The organism is Brevundimonas sp. P7753 (genome assembly GCF_013386595.1).
GTDB lineage: Bacteria > Pseudomonadota > Alphaproteobacteria > Caulobacterales > Caulobacteraceae > Brevundimonas > Brevundimonas bullata.
This window is the reverse complement of sequence record NZ_JACARP010000044.1, coordinates 37,203-52,481: the sequence shown is the minus strand read 5'-3', so window position 1 is coordinate 52,481 and position 15,279 is coordinate 37,203. Positions and strand designations below refer to the sequence as shown.

At 68.2% G+C, this 15,279-nt stretch carries 12 protein-coding genes and 2 pseudogenes; 5 read left to right on the top strand and 9 right to left on the bottom strand.

Annotated features, from left to right (window positions below; translation table 11 throughout):
• Window positions 1-192: pseudogene (locus HX774_RS09870) on the bottom strand (COQ9 family protein); the annotation flags it as partial.
• 192 nt (window positions 193-384) lie between these two features.
• Here HX774_RS09870 and rpsU point away from each other — a divergent pair.
• Window positions 385-633 (top strand): 30S ribosomal protein S21, encoded by a 249-nt coding sequence (gene rpsU / locus HX774_RS09865; protein WP_114816932.1) that lies wholly within the window; start codon window positions 385-387, stop codon window positions 631-633.
• A gap of 236 nt (window positions 634-869) precedes the next feature.
• Here rpsU and HX774_RS09860 read toward each other — a convergent pair whose 3' ends face one another.
• The 7 genes and pseudogenes from HX774_RS09860 to HX774_RS09835 all read right to left on the bottom strand — a co-directional run bounded on the left by HX774_RS09860 (window position 870) and on the right by HX774_RS09835 (window position 8,692).
• Complete coding sequence (locus HX774_RS09860; protein ID WP_178826419.1) at window positions 870-2,315, bottom strand: ABC transporter permease; 1,446 nt, start codon at window positions 2,313-2,315, stop codon at window positions 870-872.
• A complete protein-coding gene (locus HX774_RS09855) occupies window positions 2,312-3,292 on the bottom strand; it encodes an ABC transporter ATP-binding protein (RefSeq protein ID WP_178826417.1) in 981 nt (326 codons plus the stop codon). Before HX774_RS09855 ends, HX774_RS09860 begins: the two co-directional genes overlap by 4 nt.
• A gap of 113 nt (window positions 3,293-3,405) precedes the next feature.
• Window positions 3,406-4,035 (bottom strand): M23 family metallopeptidase, encoded by a 630-nt coding sequence (locus HX774_RS09850; RefSeq protein ID WP_178826416.1) that lies wholly within the window; start codon window positions 4,033-4,035, stop codon window positions 3,406-3,408.
• Window positions 4,036-4,263: 228 nt separating this feature from the next.
• Complete coding sequence (locus HX774_RS09845; RefSeq protein ID WP_178826414.1) at window positions 4,264-6,081, bottom strand: autotransporter domain-containing protein; 1,818 nt, start codon at window positions 6,079-6,081, stop codon at window positions 4,264-4,266.
• A 97-nt stretch (window positions 6,082-6,178) separates the two neighbouring features.
• The gene (gene serA / locus HX774_RS09840; protein WP_370523468.1) at window positions 6,179-7,408 is read right to left on the bottom strand and encodes a phosphoglycerate dehydrogenase; all 1,230 of its coding nucleotides are present in this window, start codon (window positions 7,406-7,408) and stop codon (window positions 6,179-6,181) included.
• Between the two features lie 135 nt (window positions 7,409-7,543).
• Window positions 7,544-8,068 (bottom strand): annotated as a pseudogene (locus HX774_RS20395) (HAD-IB family phosphatase); the annotation flags it as partial.
• 84 nt (window positions 8,069-8,152) lie between these two features.
• Window positions 8,153-8,692 (bottom strand): hypothetical protein, encoded by a 540-nt coding sequence (locus HX774_RS09835; protein WP_178826429.1) that lies wholly within the window; start codon window positions 8,690-8,692, stop codon window positions 8,153-8,155.
• 190 nt (window positions 8,693-8,882) lie between these two features.
• Between HX774_RS09835 and HX774_RS09830 the strand changes: the two genes are divergently transcribed.
• Both HX774_RS09830 and HX774_RS09825 read left to right on the top strand, forming a co-directional pair.
• Entirely contained in the window at window positions 8,883-9,809 is a 927-nt protein-coding gene (locus HX774_RS09830; RefSeq protein ID WP_178826410.1) for an Hsp33 family molecular chaperone, read from the top strand.
• Between the two features lie 107 nt (window positions 9,810-9,916).
• On the top strand, window positions 9,917-10,894 hold the full coding sequence (locus HX774_RS09825) for a glycerophosphodiester phosphodiesterase (protein ID WP_178826408.1): 978 nt from the start codon (window positions 9,917-9,919) through the stop codon (window positions 10,892-10,894).
• Between the two features lie 425 nt (window positions 10,895-11,319).
• Here the strand turns inward: HX774_RS09825 and HX774_RS09820 are convergent, their stop codons facing one another.
• Complete coding sequence (locus tag HX774_RS09820) at window positions 11,320-13,179, bottom strand: ABC transporter transmembrane domain-containing protein (RefSeq protein WP_178826406.1); 1,860 nt, start codon at window positions 13,177-13,179, stop codon at window positions 11,320-11,322.
• A gap of 133 nt (window positions 13,180-13,312) precedes the next feature.
• On the opposite strand from HX774_RS09820, the gene rpmE reads away from it, so the two are divergent.
• Both rpmE and HX774_RS09810 read left to right on the top strand, forming a co-directional pair.
• A complete protein-coding gene (gene rpmE / locus HX774_RS09815) occupies window positions 13,313-13,537 on the top strand; it encodes a 50S ribosomal protein L31 (RefSeq protein ID WP_114818770.1) in 225 nt (74 codons plus the stop codon).
• Between the two features lie 153 nt (window positions 13,538-13,690).
• Window positions 13,691-15,247 (top strand): murein L,D-transpeptidase, encoded by a 1,557-nt coding sequence (locus HX774_RS09810; RefSeq protein WP_178826404.1) that lies wholly within the window; start codon window positions 13,691-13,693, stop codon window positions 15,245-15,247.
• Window positions 15,248-15,279 lie beyond the last annotated feature (32 nt).

The following is a 15,279-nucleotide window of genomic DNA, read 5'->3' as shown; positions in this document are numbered from 1 at the left end:
GTTCGGCAACAGCAGTTCCTCGTCGCCCAGCGACAGGCCGTTGGCCTCGCACGCCGCACGCACCAGACGGCTGTTCCAGCCTAGCGCGGGCGCGCGTTCTATAGCGGCGTCCAGCACCGCCTGCTCCATACGGACAGCCCAGTCGTCCTTGGGCGGGGCGGGTTTGGGATCGGCGGGGGCGGCTTCGGTCATATCCCCAAGATAGTCCTGTCCTTCCGGCATTTCGACCCATCACGATTGCCTGTGTCGATCTGGACAGGCCCCGACTGGTCGTGTATCAGCGCGCCTTCATCCGAGAGCCTTAGTTCTTTCGGTCGAGATTTTTATTTTGTCTGCCCGTCTCCCTTCGAAAGGACGCGGCGGGCGGCCAAAGGAGAGATAACCCTGGTTCAGATTTTCGTTCGCGACAACAACGTCGATCAGGCGCTCAAGGCCCTGAAAAAGAAGATGCAACGTGAAGGCAGCTTCCGTGAAATGAAGCGCCACGTGCACTTCGAAAAGCCTTCGGAAAAGCGCGCCCGTCAAAAGGCTGAAGCTGTCCGTCGCGCCCGCAAGCTGGCTCGCAAGCGCGCCCAGCGCGAAGGCCTGCTGCCGGCTCCGAAGCCGCGCGTTCCGGGCGCCGGCGGCCGGTAATACCGCCCCAGCCCAGGCTGAAAAGATCAAGGCCCGCCCCGGGAAACCGGAGCGGGCCTTTTCTTTGTCTCCCTAAAAATCCTTCTCCCCTTGAGGGNNGCTCGGATGAGGGGTGTGAGCGCCACCTGCTCGCCGAAGATCGCCACGCCCGATTTGCGAACCTTCTGAAGGCTGCGCCCCCTCATCCGACCCTGACAGGTCCCCTTCCCCCTCAAGGGGAGAAGGTTTCACACGCCTCAGCTTCCCCCGCGCACCGCGCCGAGGAAGCTCTTCCAGTTCAGCTTCACGTCCGACAGGGCGCCGGCGCGGAAGGCGCGGCCCGCAACCCAGACCATCAGGGCGGCGAACAGGAACATCCCGATCAGGGCGCCGATGATCTCGATCAGAGGCGGACCGCTGGGCGCGCGCGCCGCCATGACGAAGGGGGTGAAGGGCGGGATCAGGCTCATCACCTTGACCACCGTGGCGTCGGGCGTGCGGATGGCCATCTGCATGACGATCAGCGGCACGAACAGCACCATCATGATCGGCCCCATCAGGGTCTGGGCGTCGCGCGGCGTCTCGCAGAAGGCGCCGATGGCCGCGAACAGGACGGCGTACATCAGATAGCCGCCGACCATGAACAGCAGGAAATAGATCAGCAGCCCATTGCTCATCAGCACCGAGCCGATGTCGCCCGCCATATCCGGGGCGGCGGCGATCAGGCCGATTCCCCCCAGCCCGCCCCAAGCGACCAGCACCGTCAGCGTCAGCAGGGCCACGCCCAGCACCTTGCCGGTCAGGATCTCGGTCGCCGAGGCCGAGGACAGCAGCACCTCCAGGATCTTGTTCGACTTCTCCTCCATGACGCTGTTCAGCAGGATCGAGGCGCCGGTGATGATCAGCGACCACAGGATGAAGCCGACCGCTAGGCCGACCACGGTCGGCAGCTTGTCACGGAACGACACCTCGCCGCCCGACGCCGCCTTGGGCGAGAAGACAGCCAGCTCGGGACGGAAGCGATCGGTCTGGGCCACCACGGCGGGGTCGATGCCGCTGGCGGCGAAGACCTGACGGCGGTTGACGTCCTTCAGAGCGTCGCGGACGGCGTTCTCGACCGCGTCGTCGGTGGCGCGGGCGGTCCAGACGCGAGCGCCGGGCTGGCCTTCGGTCTCCGTCAGGAAGACGACGGCGCTCAGTTTCCGGCCGTCCGGCGCCTCATCGCTGAGGTAGCGGCGCGCCAGGGCGTCGCGGGCCTCGCCCGGCACGGCGGCGACGATCTCGGCGGGCGGGGCCGCCAGGGTCAGGCTGGGCTTCGGCGCGGTGAAGCCGGCCCCGGCGCGGGGCGCTTCACGCTTAAGGGCGGCAACCCCGGCCTCATAGCCCTGCGTCTCGGCGATCTGGCGCACCCGGTCGCCGCCCGCCACGCCCGCCTCAGGGATGGCGGCCATGCGCAGAGCGTTGATGTCGCCCTTCGCCTGCTCGTTCTCCAGCGACTGCCGCACGGCGGCCGCCAGGCCGGAGCCGGTCGGCGCCTCGTCGACCAGGGCCACCGAGCGCGTCGGCTCAGCATGGCTCATCAGAATGGGAATGGCCCCGCCCAGCGCCCCGAACAGGGGGAAGGCCAACAGCGACAGCCAGAAGCCGACGGTCTTGGCGTAGGCCATGTATTCACGGCGCGCGATCAGAAGGGTGCGGTTCATCGGGCGGCCTCCGCCTTGAGCCCATCGTGGGCGGCGTCTCTGGCGACGCTCTGGTCCTCGTCCGGGTGATCGCCGGTCAGGGCGATGAAGGCGTCGTGCAGGGTCGGCTCCTTGATCTGGAACCGGCGCACGTCCAGCCCAGTCAGGAAGGCCGACTTCAGCGCCTCCTGCCCCCCTGCCCCCTGGGCCAGACCGGCCCGAAGGGTGCGCGCCCCGTCGTGGTCGTTCAGCACCTCGACGCCCGACACCCCCGGCAGGGCCGAAACGGCGGCGACATCCAGCGCCCCCTCCAGTTCCAGGAAGCGCGGCGAGGTCGCCCTCGCCTGGTCCACCGTGCCTTCAAAGGCCTTCCTGCCGCGCGCCAGCAGCACGACCTTGTCGCACAGGCGTTCGGCGTGCTGCATGACGTGGGTCGAGAACAGGACCGTCGCGCCGTCGGCGGCCAGCGCCCGGATCATGGCCTCCAGCCCCTGCTGGTTCATCGGGTCGAGGCCGGAAAACGGCTCGTCCAGGATCACGAACTCAGGCCGATGCACGACCGATGCGATCAACTGGACCTTCTGAGCCATCCCCTTGGACAGCTCCTTCATCTTCTTCTTCTGGGCGTCGCCCAGGCCCATCTGCTCCAGCATCTCGCGGGCGCGCTTGCGGCCTTCGGCCACGGGCAGCCCTTTTAGCCCGCCGAAGAAGGCGATGGCGTCCACCGGCGTCATCTTCTTGTAGAGGCCGCGCTCTTCGGGAAGGAAACCGATCCGGTCGCGCACCTTGCGCCCGTCGTCGGCGCCCAGGATATCGATCCGGCCCGAGGTGGCGGGCTGCAGCCCCAGAATCATGCGCAGGGTCGAGGTCTTGCCCGCGCCATTCGGGCCCAGGAAGCCGCAGATCGTGCCCTTCTCGACCTCGAAGCTCAGGTCGGACACGGCCTGAAAGCCGCCGTATCTCTTGCTGATCCCATCCAGCGTCAGCGCTGCCGCCATGCCCTATCCTCCAACCGTCAGAGCCGAATCCTAACGGTCAGAGACGGGGGATGGAAAGGGCATTTTACATTACGGAACGGTCATCATTGCCGCAGACCCCGACGCGGCGCGTCCTAGACCTTGGGCGCCGTGACTTTCACGTCGAAACTCTGGCCCACGACCTTGGTCGGGTTCACCTGACCGCCGTTGCGGCGCACCTCGAAATGCAGGTGCGGGCCGGTCGAATAGCCGGTCGAGCCGACCAGGCCGATGCGCTCGCCCGTGGCTACCGACTGGCCGGTGTGGACATCGATACGGCTGAGGTGGCCATAGACGCTGCTCATCCCGTTCGGATGCTGGACCTCGATGAAGTTGCCATAGCCGCCGGCCTGGAAACCGGCGCGAACCACCTTGCCCTCGGCGGTCGAATAGACGCTGGCGCCCTTGGGCGCGGCGATGTCCACGCCCTTGTGGGCGCGGGCCTTGGCCTCGATGGCCAGCTTGCGCAGACCAAAGGCCGAGTTGATCCGATAGCCCTTCACCGGGGCTTCGAACACGACCTTGCGCATCAGGGGACCGGCGGGCTTGGCCACCGCCGTCACCGGCGGAGCGGCGGGGGCCGACAGATCCTCGACCTTGTCCGGGGCGGGATTGGCGCCGTTCAGCGGCGCGGCGGCCATGGCCAGAACAGCAGCGCCGGCCAGCAGGGTGATCTGACCGACATGAAGCACGAACGGCCGGGCGGCCGGGGGAAGAAAACGCATACGAAACAACAGCTCCTGGCGCTCTTTCAAGCGGGAGGGCCGTCGTGCTCGCGCGATGCGCGGATGGCGGAGAAAACAGTCGCCGACGGCCGGGGTTGTCCTTTTCTGGCATCACACCGGGACCTGAATGGGGCGCCTCGGGGGCGACACGGCGTCGCATCGTGGAACCCAAACGCAAAGGGGCCGCGCGGTCCTCGACCGCGCGGCCCCTCTTCGGTTGCTTTCGCCTTACAGCGGCAGGGTCAGCTGCACCCCGCCCATATGGCTGTTGGCCTGATCGCCGAAGCGGCCCTTGTAGCCGATCGAGACCTTCAGGCGGTCCATCACCGTGCCTTCGATCCCCGCCGAGGCCAGGAACTGACCGCCCCAGGGCTGATCGACCTCGCGCGCCAGGATCTTGGCGGGATTACCGGCGATGCCGGTGCGCACGGCGTCGCTGTCGTCGCTGAGGCTGTCGCGATAGCCGCCCTCGGCGAAGAAGCGGAAGCGGTCGACGCCGCCCTCGGCGCGCAGGGCGATCTCAGCGGTCGTGCCTTGCACCGAGCGGTCCTGATAGGCGTACTGGGCCGCGACGCCCTGCTCCATGAAGCCGTCCACGTCGCTGTTGATCCAGGCCACAGCGGCGCGCGGCGACAGGGCGATTCCGCCCATGTCGAACCACATCCCGCCCTGCAGACGCGCGCCGGTCGAAACGCCCCGCGTTGAACCTGTGTGGACGACGGGGGCCAGCGAGGTCAGACGGCTGATGTCATTGAAGTCGTCCTGAGCCACGCCCGCCGCCGCGTTGACGAAGATGTCGCCCGAGCGCCAGCCGCCGTAGAGGTCGAGGCCGAAGGTGTCGAGATCGACGTTCAGGCTGCCTGCGTCCACGTCGGCGTTGCGATAGCTGCCGGCCAGGCCGAACTTCATCGTCTCGGTGCCGGACTCCAGGGCGATGCGAACGCCATAGCCGTTGGAGGTCGCCTCGCCGATGGCGCCGCGCGCGTCCGTCTCGGTCCGGTCGGCCAGGGCCGAAACCGAGATCGCGGTCCCCGCCGTCCAGGCGTCGCGCCCCGACAGGCTGGCGGTCGAACCGTCCAGCGCATCCTCGCGGTGCCGCCAGGCCGTCTCGCCCAGGACCGCCGTCTGCGAGCCCAGATCGCCGTAGTAGAGATAGTCGTTGGCCAGGCGCGCGATCAGCCGGTGCCCCGCCGCCGTCGGGTGCACGCCGTCCCAGTAGAGGTAGCCGTCGGGATTGGCGCAGACGGTCGCGCCGTTGAAACAGGCGTCCTTGGCGTTGGTCAGACCGAAGCGATCCGGGCTGGCCGTCAGGGTGTCGCTGATCTTGTAGAGATCCATCAGGATGATGTTGCTGTTGGCCTGGTTCGCCGCCACCGTCATCAGCCCCGTCTGCAAGGCCGTGTTGAACGTGGTGCCGGCATAGTCGGCCAGAGGCTTGGCCGGCAGGCCAGGCCCCTGATTGAACTGCGGCGTCGTGCCCAGACGCGGCAGGTTCGTCACCAGGATCGTCCCCGCCCCGGCCGAGGCCACGCTGTTGACGATGAAGTTGACGTCCGCGGCGGCGCTCTGAGCCACCGGGGCGATGGCGCCCTGCGGGTTGGCGGATGCGCCCGCCGCCGGAACGGCCTGGAAGATGTTGTTGGCCCCGCCCAGGATGCTGACCAGATCCCCCGCGCCGAACTTGCCGCCCGCGCCCGTATAGGCCAGCAGTTGATTGCGCATGCCCGGCGGCGAGGCCTGGCTGTCGGTGCGCGCGCCGCCAAAGGCCAGATTGATGCTGCCCGTCACCGGCGCGCCGGCGGCGTAACGCCCGGCGTTGAAGCCCAGCAGTTCGGTAAACACCGGCCCGTTCGAGAAGCGACCCTGATAATAGGGCGGCGAGGTCGGCGTCGTATTGCCCGTCGCGGCGTAGAGGTTGCCGTTGTCGGACAGACTGTCGCCGAACACGACCAGACGGTTGTAGCTTTGGGCCCCGGCGGCGCCGGCGGTTGACACGGCAGCCAGGGTCAGCGCCGCCAAGGCGGCTCCGCGAAGAAGACGAGACATCGGTGTTCCTCCCTCGACCGTCAGTGCGCGGTCGTTATGGAGAGGATGCGCTGCTTCGCCGCGAACGCAAGATGCCCCTAGGGAAGGTGAACGTCGTTCAGTGAAGCATTCGGAAGCGGACCGTGCCCGGCAGGTCACGCAGGACCTTCAGCACCTCGGGATCATAGTCGCGATCCACGTCGGTGATGACGTAGCCGGTGCGCTCGTCCGTCTTCAGATGCTGGCCCAGGATGTTGAAGCCTGCCGCCGACAGGGCGCGGTTCAATTCGGCCAGAACGCCCGGCTGGTTCCTGTGGATGTGCAGCAGACGGTGGGCGCGCGACACCTCGGCCAACTGCACGTTCGGCAGGTTGACGCAGAAGGTGGTGTCGCCCCGGTTCAGATAGCCCAGCAGCCGCTCGGCCGCGAACTCGGCTATGGCTTCCTGCGCCTCCTCGGTCGAGCCGCCGATGTGGGGCGACAGGATGACGTTCTTCAGTCCGCGCAGAGGGCTGTCGAAGGGGTCGGCGTTGGTGCGCGGCTCCTCGGGGAAGACATCGACCGCCGCGCCGGCGACCCGGCCCGACTTCACCGCCTCGGCCAGGGCGTCGACATCGACAACGTGCCCGCGCGACAGGTTCAGGAACAGGACGCCCGGCTTCATCTTCGCGAACTGGGCCGCGCCGATGACGTCGGCGTTTTCCTTGCGCCCGTCGACATGCAGGCTGACCACGTCGGCCTCGGCCAGCAGGGCGTCCAGCGAACGCATCCGCCGGGCGTTGCCCAGGGCCAGCCGCTCCGACAGGTCATGGAAGATGACGCGCATCCCCAGCCCCTCGGCCAGCACCGACAGCTGCGAGCCGATGGCGCCGTATCCGACGATGCCCAGGGTCTTGCCGCGCAGCTCACGCGAGCCGGTGGCCGACTTGTTCCACTGACCCTGGTGCATGGCCGCCGACTTGTCGGCCACGTCGCGCATCAGGACGATGGTCAGCCCGATGGCCAACTCGACCACCGAGCGGGTGTTGGAATAGGGGGCGTTGAACACGGCCACGCCGTGCGCCGCCGCTGCGTCCAGGTCGATCTGGTTGGTGCCGATGCAGAAGGCGGCGACGGCCAGCAGACGGTCGGCGTGCTCCAGCACGCGCGCGCTGACATTGGTCTTGGAGCGGATGCCCAGAACATGCACGCCCTTGATGGCCTCGATCAGGTCGTCCTCGTCCAGCGCGCCCTTCATCGTCTCGACGGAGTAGCCCGCCTCCTCCAGCCGTTCGACGGCGGCGGGGTGGATGTTCTCCAGCAGCAGCATCTTGATGCGGTTGCGCGGGTAAGACCAGCGGCCCGACACGCCCTCGGCGAACAGGACCTCGTCCAGCGAAGCGGCGACGGCGTCGGCGACCTCGATCACCTTGGCCCGGCTGACGACCTCGGTGAAGGCGTAGAAGCGGTCGGCGGCGCCGGCCAGCTTGACCTCGGCGTCGGTCCAGCCGTCGCCGACCATGACCACGGGTCCGGCCAGTTTCAGGGCATTGATGACCTCGGGCTTGCCGTTGTCGCGCGACAGGGGGTTGGCGTCGTCCACGCCCGTCACCAGGCCCTCGGCGTCATAGATCAGGTCGTTGGCCAAGACATGATCGGCGGCGATCCCCAGCCGCGCGGCCAGGGGCGCGATCACCTCGCGGAAACCGCCGGACAGGATATAGACCCGCTCGGCGTGACGCTCGAAGAAGTCCACGTTGCGGCGGATCGAGGCGCTGGCCTCGTCCAGAATACGGTCGCTCAGCGCCTCGACGTGACTGCGGTTCAAGGCCAGCAGTTCCAGCCGACGACGCAGGGCCGTGCCGAAGTCCACCTGCCCCGTCATGGCCTGATCGGTCAGGGACGCGATCTCGGCCTTTTTCGCCGCCGCATCAGGCGCGTCGGACAGGGCGATGTCAGCGAGCGCTTCAAGCGTCTCGATGCGCACCAGGGTGGAATCGAAGTCGAAGATGAAGACGGGCGAAGTCATGCGCCGCACCTAGCCCACCTTCGCACTTGCAGCAATAAAAAGGGGGGCCGAAGCCCCCCTTTCCGCATGAATTTTCCAAAACCGTCACAATTTGCCGAAACCGCCTGATCCCTGGCTCTTGCGACGGCTTTCCAGCGCCGCAGCGCCGATGGCGGCGGCGATGGTGGCGACCGCCAGCAGGGCCCCGCCCTCCCTGGCGTGGTCACGCGCGAAATCGCCCGCGTCCTCGGCATAGCGCCGCGCCTGCCGTGCGTAGCGCTTCATGGGCTTGCGCGTCTTCTTGCCCGAATGGTGCAGCCAGTGCTCGGCCTTGGCCCGCGCGTCCTGGCCGAGGTGCCCGGCGCGCTCGCCGGCGTAGCCGCCCAGGTCGGCGGCGCGGTGGGTCAGGTCGTCGGCGCCGTGCCGCACGCCGCGCGCGATGTCATCGAACCGATGGCGCAGGGCCTCCGCATCGAACCAGCCGCGCGGATCGACCCGCTCACGCAGCCGCTCATAGCGGGTCGGGCCTGAACGCTGCATCAGCAACAGGGCGGCAATCCCTACGCCCGCCAGGACGGCGACCACGCCGGCGGTGATGCCTGGATGTTTGCGGACCTCGTCCACGGCGTTGAACTGTCGAACCATGGGCAATCAAACCTCTTCTTGTCGAAAACTGTCGTCAGGACAGGAGCGAACCGCGCCGAAAGAGGTTCCGCCGTAAACGGTCAAGCTGCAAGCCTCGTCGGCGGATCGGCCCCTCCCCCTTACCAAGGGCGGGTCGCCTCCCTATGTTGCGCCGCTTCCAGACAGTTTCGCCTTTTTCAGGATCTTCGCCGTGACCGATCACGCGCCCGCCGCACAGACCATCAAGGCTCACGCCGACGATTTCGCCGCCGCCTTCCAGATCGAAGGCTGGCCCGTGCGCGGCCGCCTGGTGCGGCTGGGCGAGGCGGTAAACAAGATTCTGTCGGCCCACGACTATCCCGAGCCCGTCGCCGCCCTGCTGGGCGAGGCCTGCGTCCTGGCCGCCATCGTCGGCTCGGCGCTGAAGTTCGAGGGCCGCCTGATCGTTCAGGCCCAGGGCGACGGCCCGGTGCGCTATGTCGTGGCCGACTACGACACCGCCGGCACGCTGCGCGGCTTCTGCCGCTTTGATCCCGAAGAGGTCGCCCAGGCCTCTGGAGGCGCTGCACGCCCCGGCGCGCAGGCCCTGCTGGGCCAGGGCGTCTTCATCATGACCATCGACCGGGGCGAGGATTTCGAACGCACCCAGGGCATCACCCCGATCGAGGGCGACAGCCTGTCGCTGTGCGCCGAACACTACTTCACCCAGTCCGAGCAGGTGCCGACCAAGGTCCGCCTGGCCGTGGGCGAAGTGACCACCGAGGCCGGAACCTCGTGGCGCGCGGGCGGGGCGATGATTCAGGTCATCGCCGGCGACAGCGCGCGCGGCTCGACCGAGGAGGTGTGGGAACGCACCCGCGCCCTGTTCCACACCCTGGGCGACGACGAACTGATCGACCCGACCATCAGCGCCGAGACCCTGCTGTATCGCCTCTTCCACGAGGACGGCGTGCGGCTGGAAGGCGCCCGGTCCCTGGCCGCCGTCTGCCGCTGCTCCAAGGAACGGCTGGTCACGGTGATGCAGTCCTTCCCCCTCGAAGACCGCGCCGAGATGGTCGAGGACTACGGCATGATCCACGCGACGTGCGAATACTGCTCGACCATCTACAAGATCGACCCGCAAGAGATCGCCGGCTGATCTTCCTTTTTCAGGGACACTGAGCGAAGGCGGCGGGGCGATGGCTCCGCCGCCTTTGTCCTATCCGCCCCCTACCCTCGGCGGGCGATCCAGCCCATCCTGACGCCATGTCCGCCCCCCAAGTCATCGCCCATCGCGGCGCGTCCGGCGAACGGCCCGAGCACACGGCCTCGGCCTATCGACTGGCCGTCGAACAGGGCGCGGATGTCATCGAGCCGGATCTGGTCATGACCCGCGACGGCCAGTTCGTCGTCCGCCACGAGAACGAGATCGGCGACACGACCGACGTGGCCGACCGCCCCGCCTTCGCCGCCCGCAAGACCACTAAAACCGTCGACGGCGTCCAGACCACCGGCTGGTTCACCGAAGACTTCACCCTCGCCGAGTTGCAGACCCTGCGCGCGCGCGAACGCCTGCCGCTGCTCCGTCCCGCCAACACCGCCTGGGACGGTCAGGAGCCGATCCTCACCTTTGACGAGGTCGTGGCCATCGCCCGCCAGGAGACCGTCCGCACCGGACGGGTCATCGGCGTCGCCCCCGAACTGAAACACCCCTCCTATTTCGCCGGCGTCGGCCTGCCGATGGAAGACGCCTTCGTCGCCGCCCTCGACCGCCACGGCCTGACCGCCGCCGACGCCCCCATCCTGATCCAGTGCTTCGAGGTCGGCCCGCTGCAACGGCTCAAGGCCCGCATCGACGCCCCCCTCTTGCAACTGATGAGCGTCATGGGCGGCCCCGCCGACCGTCCCGACCTGACCTATGCCGCCATGAGCACGCCTGAGGGCCTCAGCGCCGTCGCCGCCTATGCGGACGCCATCGGTGTCGAGACCGGCCTGATCCTGCCGCGCGACGGCGCTTCCCGCAGCCAGTCCCCCACGCCCCTGATCCCCGACGCCCACGCCGCCGGGCTCAAGGTCGTCGCCTGGACCTTCCGCGCCGAAAACGCCTTCCTTCCCCTGGAACACCGTCACGGCGACGCCCCCGCCGCCCACGGCGACCTGACCGCCTATCTCAAGGCTTTCTACGCCCTCGGCGTCGACGCCGTGTTCAGCGACTTTCCGGGCGTCGCGGTCGCGGCGCGCTAAGACATCCCTCTCCCAACGGGAGAGGGTAACGATCACGCGGCCAGCCATCACAACGTCGCTGCCTCGCGCCTTGATCTCAAAGCCTTTTCCAACGCGCCGACGCGCAACGCATGGCGCCGCCCCAGACCGCGTTATCATGCTCGCGTTCTTTGACATCGTCGCAGCCGCAAGCGCCCCTCGATCCTCCCCCGCTCCGCAGGGAAGGATCGTCGCTCACCCGGCGAATATTGCACCAATTGCACTGTTTTTTTTCGAAGCACAGTGCAATCGCCCCCGCTCTTTCCTCCCCATTCCATGGGGAGGGGGACCGCGCAGCGGTGGAGGGGGCGACGCAAACGTCTTCGGTCGAGTCGCCCCCTCCGTCTCGTCTGCTATCGCATCCGATCCACCTCCCCATCGCTTCGCGACAAGGAGGAAAGAAGCCGCTACGTCCCCTGGAACTGCAGGGCCGCTAGTCGCGCATAGAGCCCGCCCTTGGCCGTCAGTTCGGCGTGGGTGCCCTCCTCGACCACCTGGCCACCGTCCATGACGACGATGCGGTCGGCGCGCAGAACCGTCGCCAGACGGTGGGCGATGACCAGGGTCGTGCGCGCCTCCATGGCCTGATCCAGCGCCGCCTGCACCAGACGCTCGTTCTCGGCGTCCAGGGCGCTCGTCGCCTCGTCCAGCAGCAGGATCGGGGCCTCGCGCACCAGAGCCCGCGCAATCGCCAAACGCTGGCGTTGACCGCCCGACAGGCTCTTGCCGCGCTCACCCAGCGGCGTGTCGAAGCCCTGCGGCAGGGCCTCGATGAAGCCCAGCGCCTGGGCCTCGTCGGCGACGGCGCGGGCCTCGGCCAGGGTCGCGGCCTCGCGGCCGAAGCGGATGTTCTCCAGCGCCGAGCCCGAGAACAGGGGCGCCTCCTGCGACACCCAGGCGAAGCGCTCACGCACCGCGATCGGATCGGCGGCGCGAACGTCCACGCCGTCCACCGACACCAGACCCGATTGCGGATCATAGAAGCGCAGCAACAGACGGAAGACGGTCGACTTGCCCGCCCCCGACGGCCCGACCAGAGCCACGGTCTCGCCCGGACGCACGGTCAGGCTGAAGCCCTTCAGCGCCGGCAGGTCGGGACGGCCCGGATAGGCGAAGTCCACCGCCGACATCGACACCTCGCCGCGCGGCGGCTGCGGCAGGGCCACAGGGTTCGCGGGCGGGGCGATGGCGGGCACGGCCCGCATCAGCTCGTCGATCCGCTCCATGGCCCCCGCGGCCTTCTGCACGTCGCCCCAGCTTTCGCCGAGCGCGCCCACGGCGCCGGCGGCGAAGACCGACAACAGAACGAACTGCAGCAAGGCCCCCGGCGTCATGGTCCCGGCGATCACGTCCTGCGCCCCCAGCCACAGCACCAGGGTCACGCCCCCGAACATGACCACGATGATCATGGCCGTCATCACCGCCCGCGCCCGCATGCGGACCAGGGAGACGCCGAAGGCCTCCTCCACCGCCGCGCTGAAACGACCGATGGCGCTCTTCTCACGACCAAAGGCCTGGACCGTCTCGATGGCGTCCACGCTCTCGCCGGCGAAGCCCACGGCGTTGGCGAAGGTGTCCTGCGACTTGACCGTCAGCTTGCGCACCTGACGGCCAAAGATGAACAGCGGCACGATCAGGATCGGCACGATCAGCAGCACGAAGCCGGTCAGCTTGGGGCTGACGAAGAACAGCAGGATCACCCCGCCGATCAGGGTGAAGAAGTTGCGCAGGGCATAGCTGACCGAGGTGGTCAGCAAGGTGTCGACCAACTGGATGTCGGTCGTCAGGCGCGACAGCACCTCCCCGGTCCGCATATGGGCGAAGAAGACCGGGTCCAGCGTCAGGATGCGCTGGAACAGGGCCGTGCGCAGGTCGGCGATGACCCGCTCGCCGGTCTTGGTCACGTAGAAATAGCGGAAGGCCGTCGCCAGCCCCAGAATCAGGGCGTTGGCGCCCAGAATCAGGAACCAGGTGTTGATGTCGCGGCCGCCGTTCTCGAAGCCGTTGTCGATGGCGCCCCGCGCCGTCGCCGTCAGCCCCAGGGACGCCGCCGTCGAAAAGACCAGCCACAGACCCGCGATCCCCGCGTCCAGCCGGTGCCGCATCATGAAGGGCAGCAAACGGGCCAAGGGCTTGATGTTGCGGGTCTTGGCGCGCTTGCCGCCCGCCTCATCCATCTGTTCAACCAACAGGGCGCCGGCGCCAGGGCGGCCCCTCGCCGCTGAACTGGCCTCTGGGGAAGCGGAAGGCGTGGAAACTTGGGTCATATCCGCGCTCTTGCCCCGGAACGCCCCCCGGTGTAAACGCCGCCGCTCATTCCCGCCGTCTAGCCTCGGCGGGTTTCTCTATTTACGCGCACTGACGGTCGGCATCGTCGACGCGCAGAGACGGATCAGATCGATGAAAGCGGACACGCACCCCGACTACCACTTCATCACGGTTGTGATGACTGACGGCAGCACCTTCCAGACCCGTTCGACCTACGGCAAGGAAGGCGCCTCGCTGGCCCTCGACATCGACCCGTCGACCCACCCCGCCTGGACCGGCGGCAACGCCCAGATGCTGGACCGCGGCGGCCGCGTGTCGCGCTTCAACAACAAGTTCGGCGGCTTCATCAAGAAGTAAGCCCTACAGGCTGCGACATAGTCGCCACAGAAGCGCCGGTCCGATGGGCCGGCGCTTTTTGTTTGCCCGGAACGTCGATAACATGGGGGCGTTCGATCCTTCGGGGCGCAGACGACGGGTCTGGCGCCGGATCGGCCTTACGAGCGTTTGCATATGAACCGACGGGAACTGGGCTTTGGCGTCGCGACGACGACCCTGACCCTTGGCGCGGCCTCGACCGCCCTGGCGCAAAACCGGCCGGTCGACCCCCAGGTCTTCATCGCCGGCTTCGACGCCCAGGCCTCGCGTCTGCCGCAGGCCGTTCAGGCGGATGTGCGCGCCGTCTATCAACTGACCGGCGGCAGGCCGATCTGGACCGCCGACCGCCTGCGCGTGCTGCAGGAAGTCGCCGCCGGGGCCGAGCGCCACGCCCTGCCCGTCGGGGACTTCTTCGACTTCGTCGGTCTGGCCGCCGATCCGGGCTCGGCCGAGATCCGCACCACCGCCGCCGCCGTGACCTACGCCCGCGTCCTGGCCGAGGGCCGCGTCCGTCCCGAGACGGTCGAGGACCTGTGGGAGATGCAGAAGAACAGCGTCGACATCCCGACCGGCCTGACCCAGGCGATCACCGCCAACCAGCTGAGCCAGTGGTTCGACGGCCTGGCTCCCACCGACATCGGCTACACCAACCTGTCGGCCGGCTACGCCCGCTATCGCCGCATCACCCGCGCCGGAGGCTGGCCCGCCTTCCGTCAGGGCGGCACCATCGAGCCGGGGACCAGCGACAACCGCATCCCGGCCCTGATCGCCCGCCTGGTGGCCGAGGGCGACCTCAGCGCCGCCGCCGGCGAACGCCTGAAGGGCAACCTGACCTACGGCTCGGAACTTGAGCAGGCGGTTCGCAGCTTCCAGACCCGCCACGGCCTGGGCGCAGACGGCCGTATCGGCGCCGGCACCCAGCGCTCGCTCGGCGCCTCTGCCGAGGACCGCGCCCGTCAGATCGCCCTCAACCTGGAGCGCCGCCGCTGGCTCAAGCGCGACCTCAATCCCGAGCGGATCGAGGTCAACACCGCCGCCGCCATCATGGTCTATTGGAAGGACGGCAAGCCGGTTCACTCCAACCGCGTCGTCGTCGGCTCGAACGAAAACCAGACGCCCAGCCTGGAAAAACCCTTCGCTTCGGTCGTGGCCAACCCGCCGTGGACCGTGCCCATGGGCATCGCCCGCCGCGAGATCCTGCCCAAGGGGCCCGGCTACCTGGCCGCCCATGACATGTATATCAACAAGGACGGCTGGGTGGTGCAGCGCGCCGGTCCGCAGTCCTCGCTGGGCTATGTGAAGTTCGAGCTGCGCGACAGCTACGCCATCTTCCTGCACGACACCCCGTCCAAGGGCGCCTTCAACCTGTCGGTGCGTCAGCGCAGTCACGGCTGCGTCCGGGTCCAGAACGCCGTCGAGTTCGCCCGCCTGCTGTTGCAGCCCGATCCCGCCAAGCTGGCCCAGTTCGACGCCGCCCAGGACAGCCGCGAAACCACCCGCGTCACCACCGGGCGCGAGATCGCCGTGCGCCTGCTCTACTGGACCGCCTTCGTCGACGGACAGGGCCGCGTGGCCTTCCGCGAGGACGTCTATCGCCGGGATGAAAAGCTGGCCCAGGCGCTGGGCATCGCGGTCAGCCTGCCGCGCGTCATCGCCGACGGCCCCAGCGACGCCAACGACGTCGGGCCGTAAGGCCAGCTTTCAAGGGCGTTCCGGTGATCGGG

What these genes read in the sequence shown, in the direction of transcription:
- HX774_RS09860 (WP_178826419.1), bottom strand. Translation starts at nt 2,315, where the DNA reads ATGAACCGCACCCTTCTGATCGCGCGCCGTGAATACATGGCCTACGCC.
- HX774_RS09855 (WP_178826417.1), bottom strand. Translation starts at nt 3,292, where the DNA reads ATGGCGGCAGCGCTGACGCTGGATGGGATCAGCAAGAGATACGGCGGC.
- HX774_RS09850 (WP_178826416.1), bottom strand. Translation starts at nt 4,035, where the DNA reads ATGCGTTTTCTTCCCCCGGCCGCCCGGCCGTTCGTGCTTCATGTCGGT.
- HX774_RS09845 (WP_178826414.1), bottom strand. Translation starts at nt 6,081, where the DNA reads ATGTCTCGTCTTCTTCGCGGAGCCGCCTTGGCGGCGCTGACCCTGGCT.
- HX774_RS09835 (WP_178826429.1), bottom strand. Translation starts at nt 8,692, where the DNA reads ATGGTTCGACAGTTCAACGCCGTGGACGAGGTCCGCAAACATCCAGGC.
- HX774_RS09825 (WP_178826408.1), top strand. Translation starts at nt 9,917, where the DNA reads ATGTCCGCCCCCCAAGTCATCGCCCATCGCGGCGCGTCCGGCGAACGG.
- HX774_RS09820 (WP_178826406.1), bottom strand. Translation starts at nt 13,179, where the DNA reads ATGACCCAAGTTTCCACGCCTTCCGCTTCCCCAGAGGCCAGTTCAGCG.
- rpmE (WP_114818770.1), top strand. Translation starts at nt 13,313, where the DNA reads ATGAAAGCGGACACGCACCCCGACTACCACTTCATCACGGTTGTGATG.
- HX774_RS09810 (WP_178826404.1), top strand. Translation starts at nt 13,691, where the DNA reads ATGAACCGACGGGAACTGGGCTTTGGCGTCGCGACGACGACCCTGACC.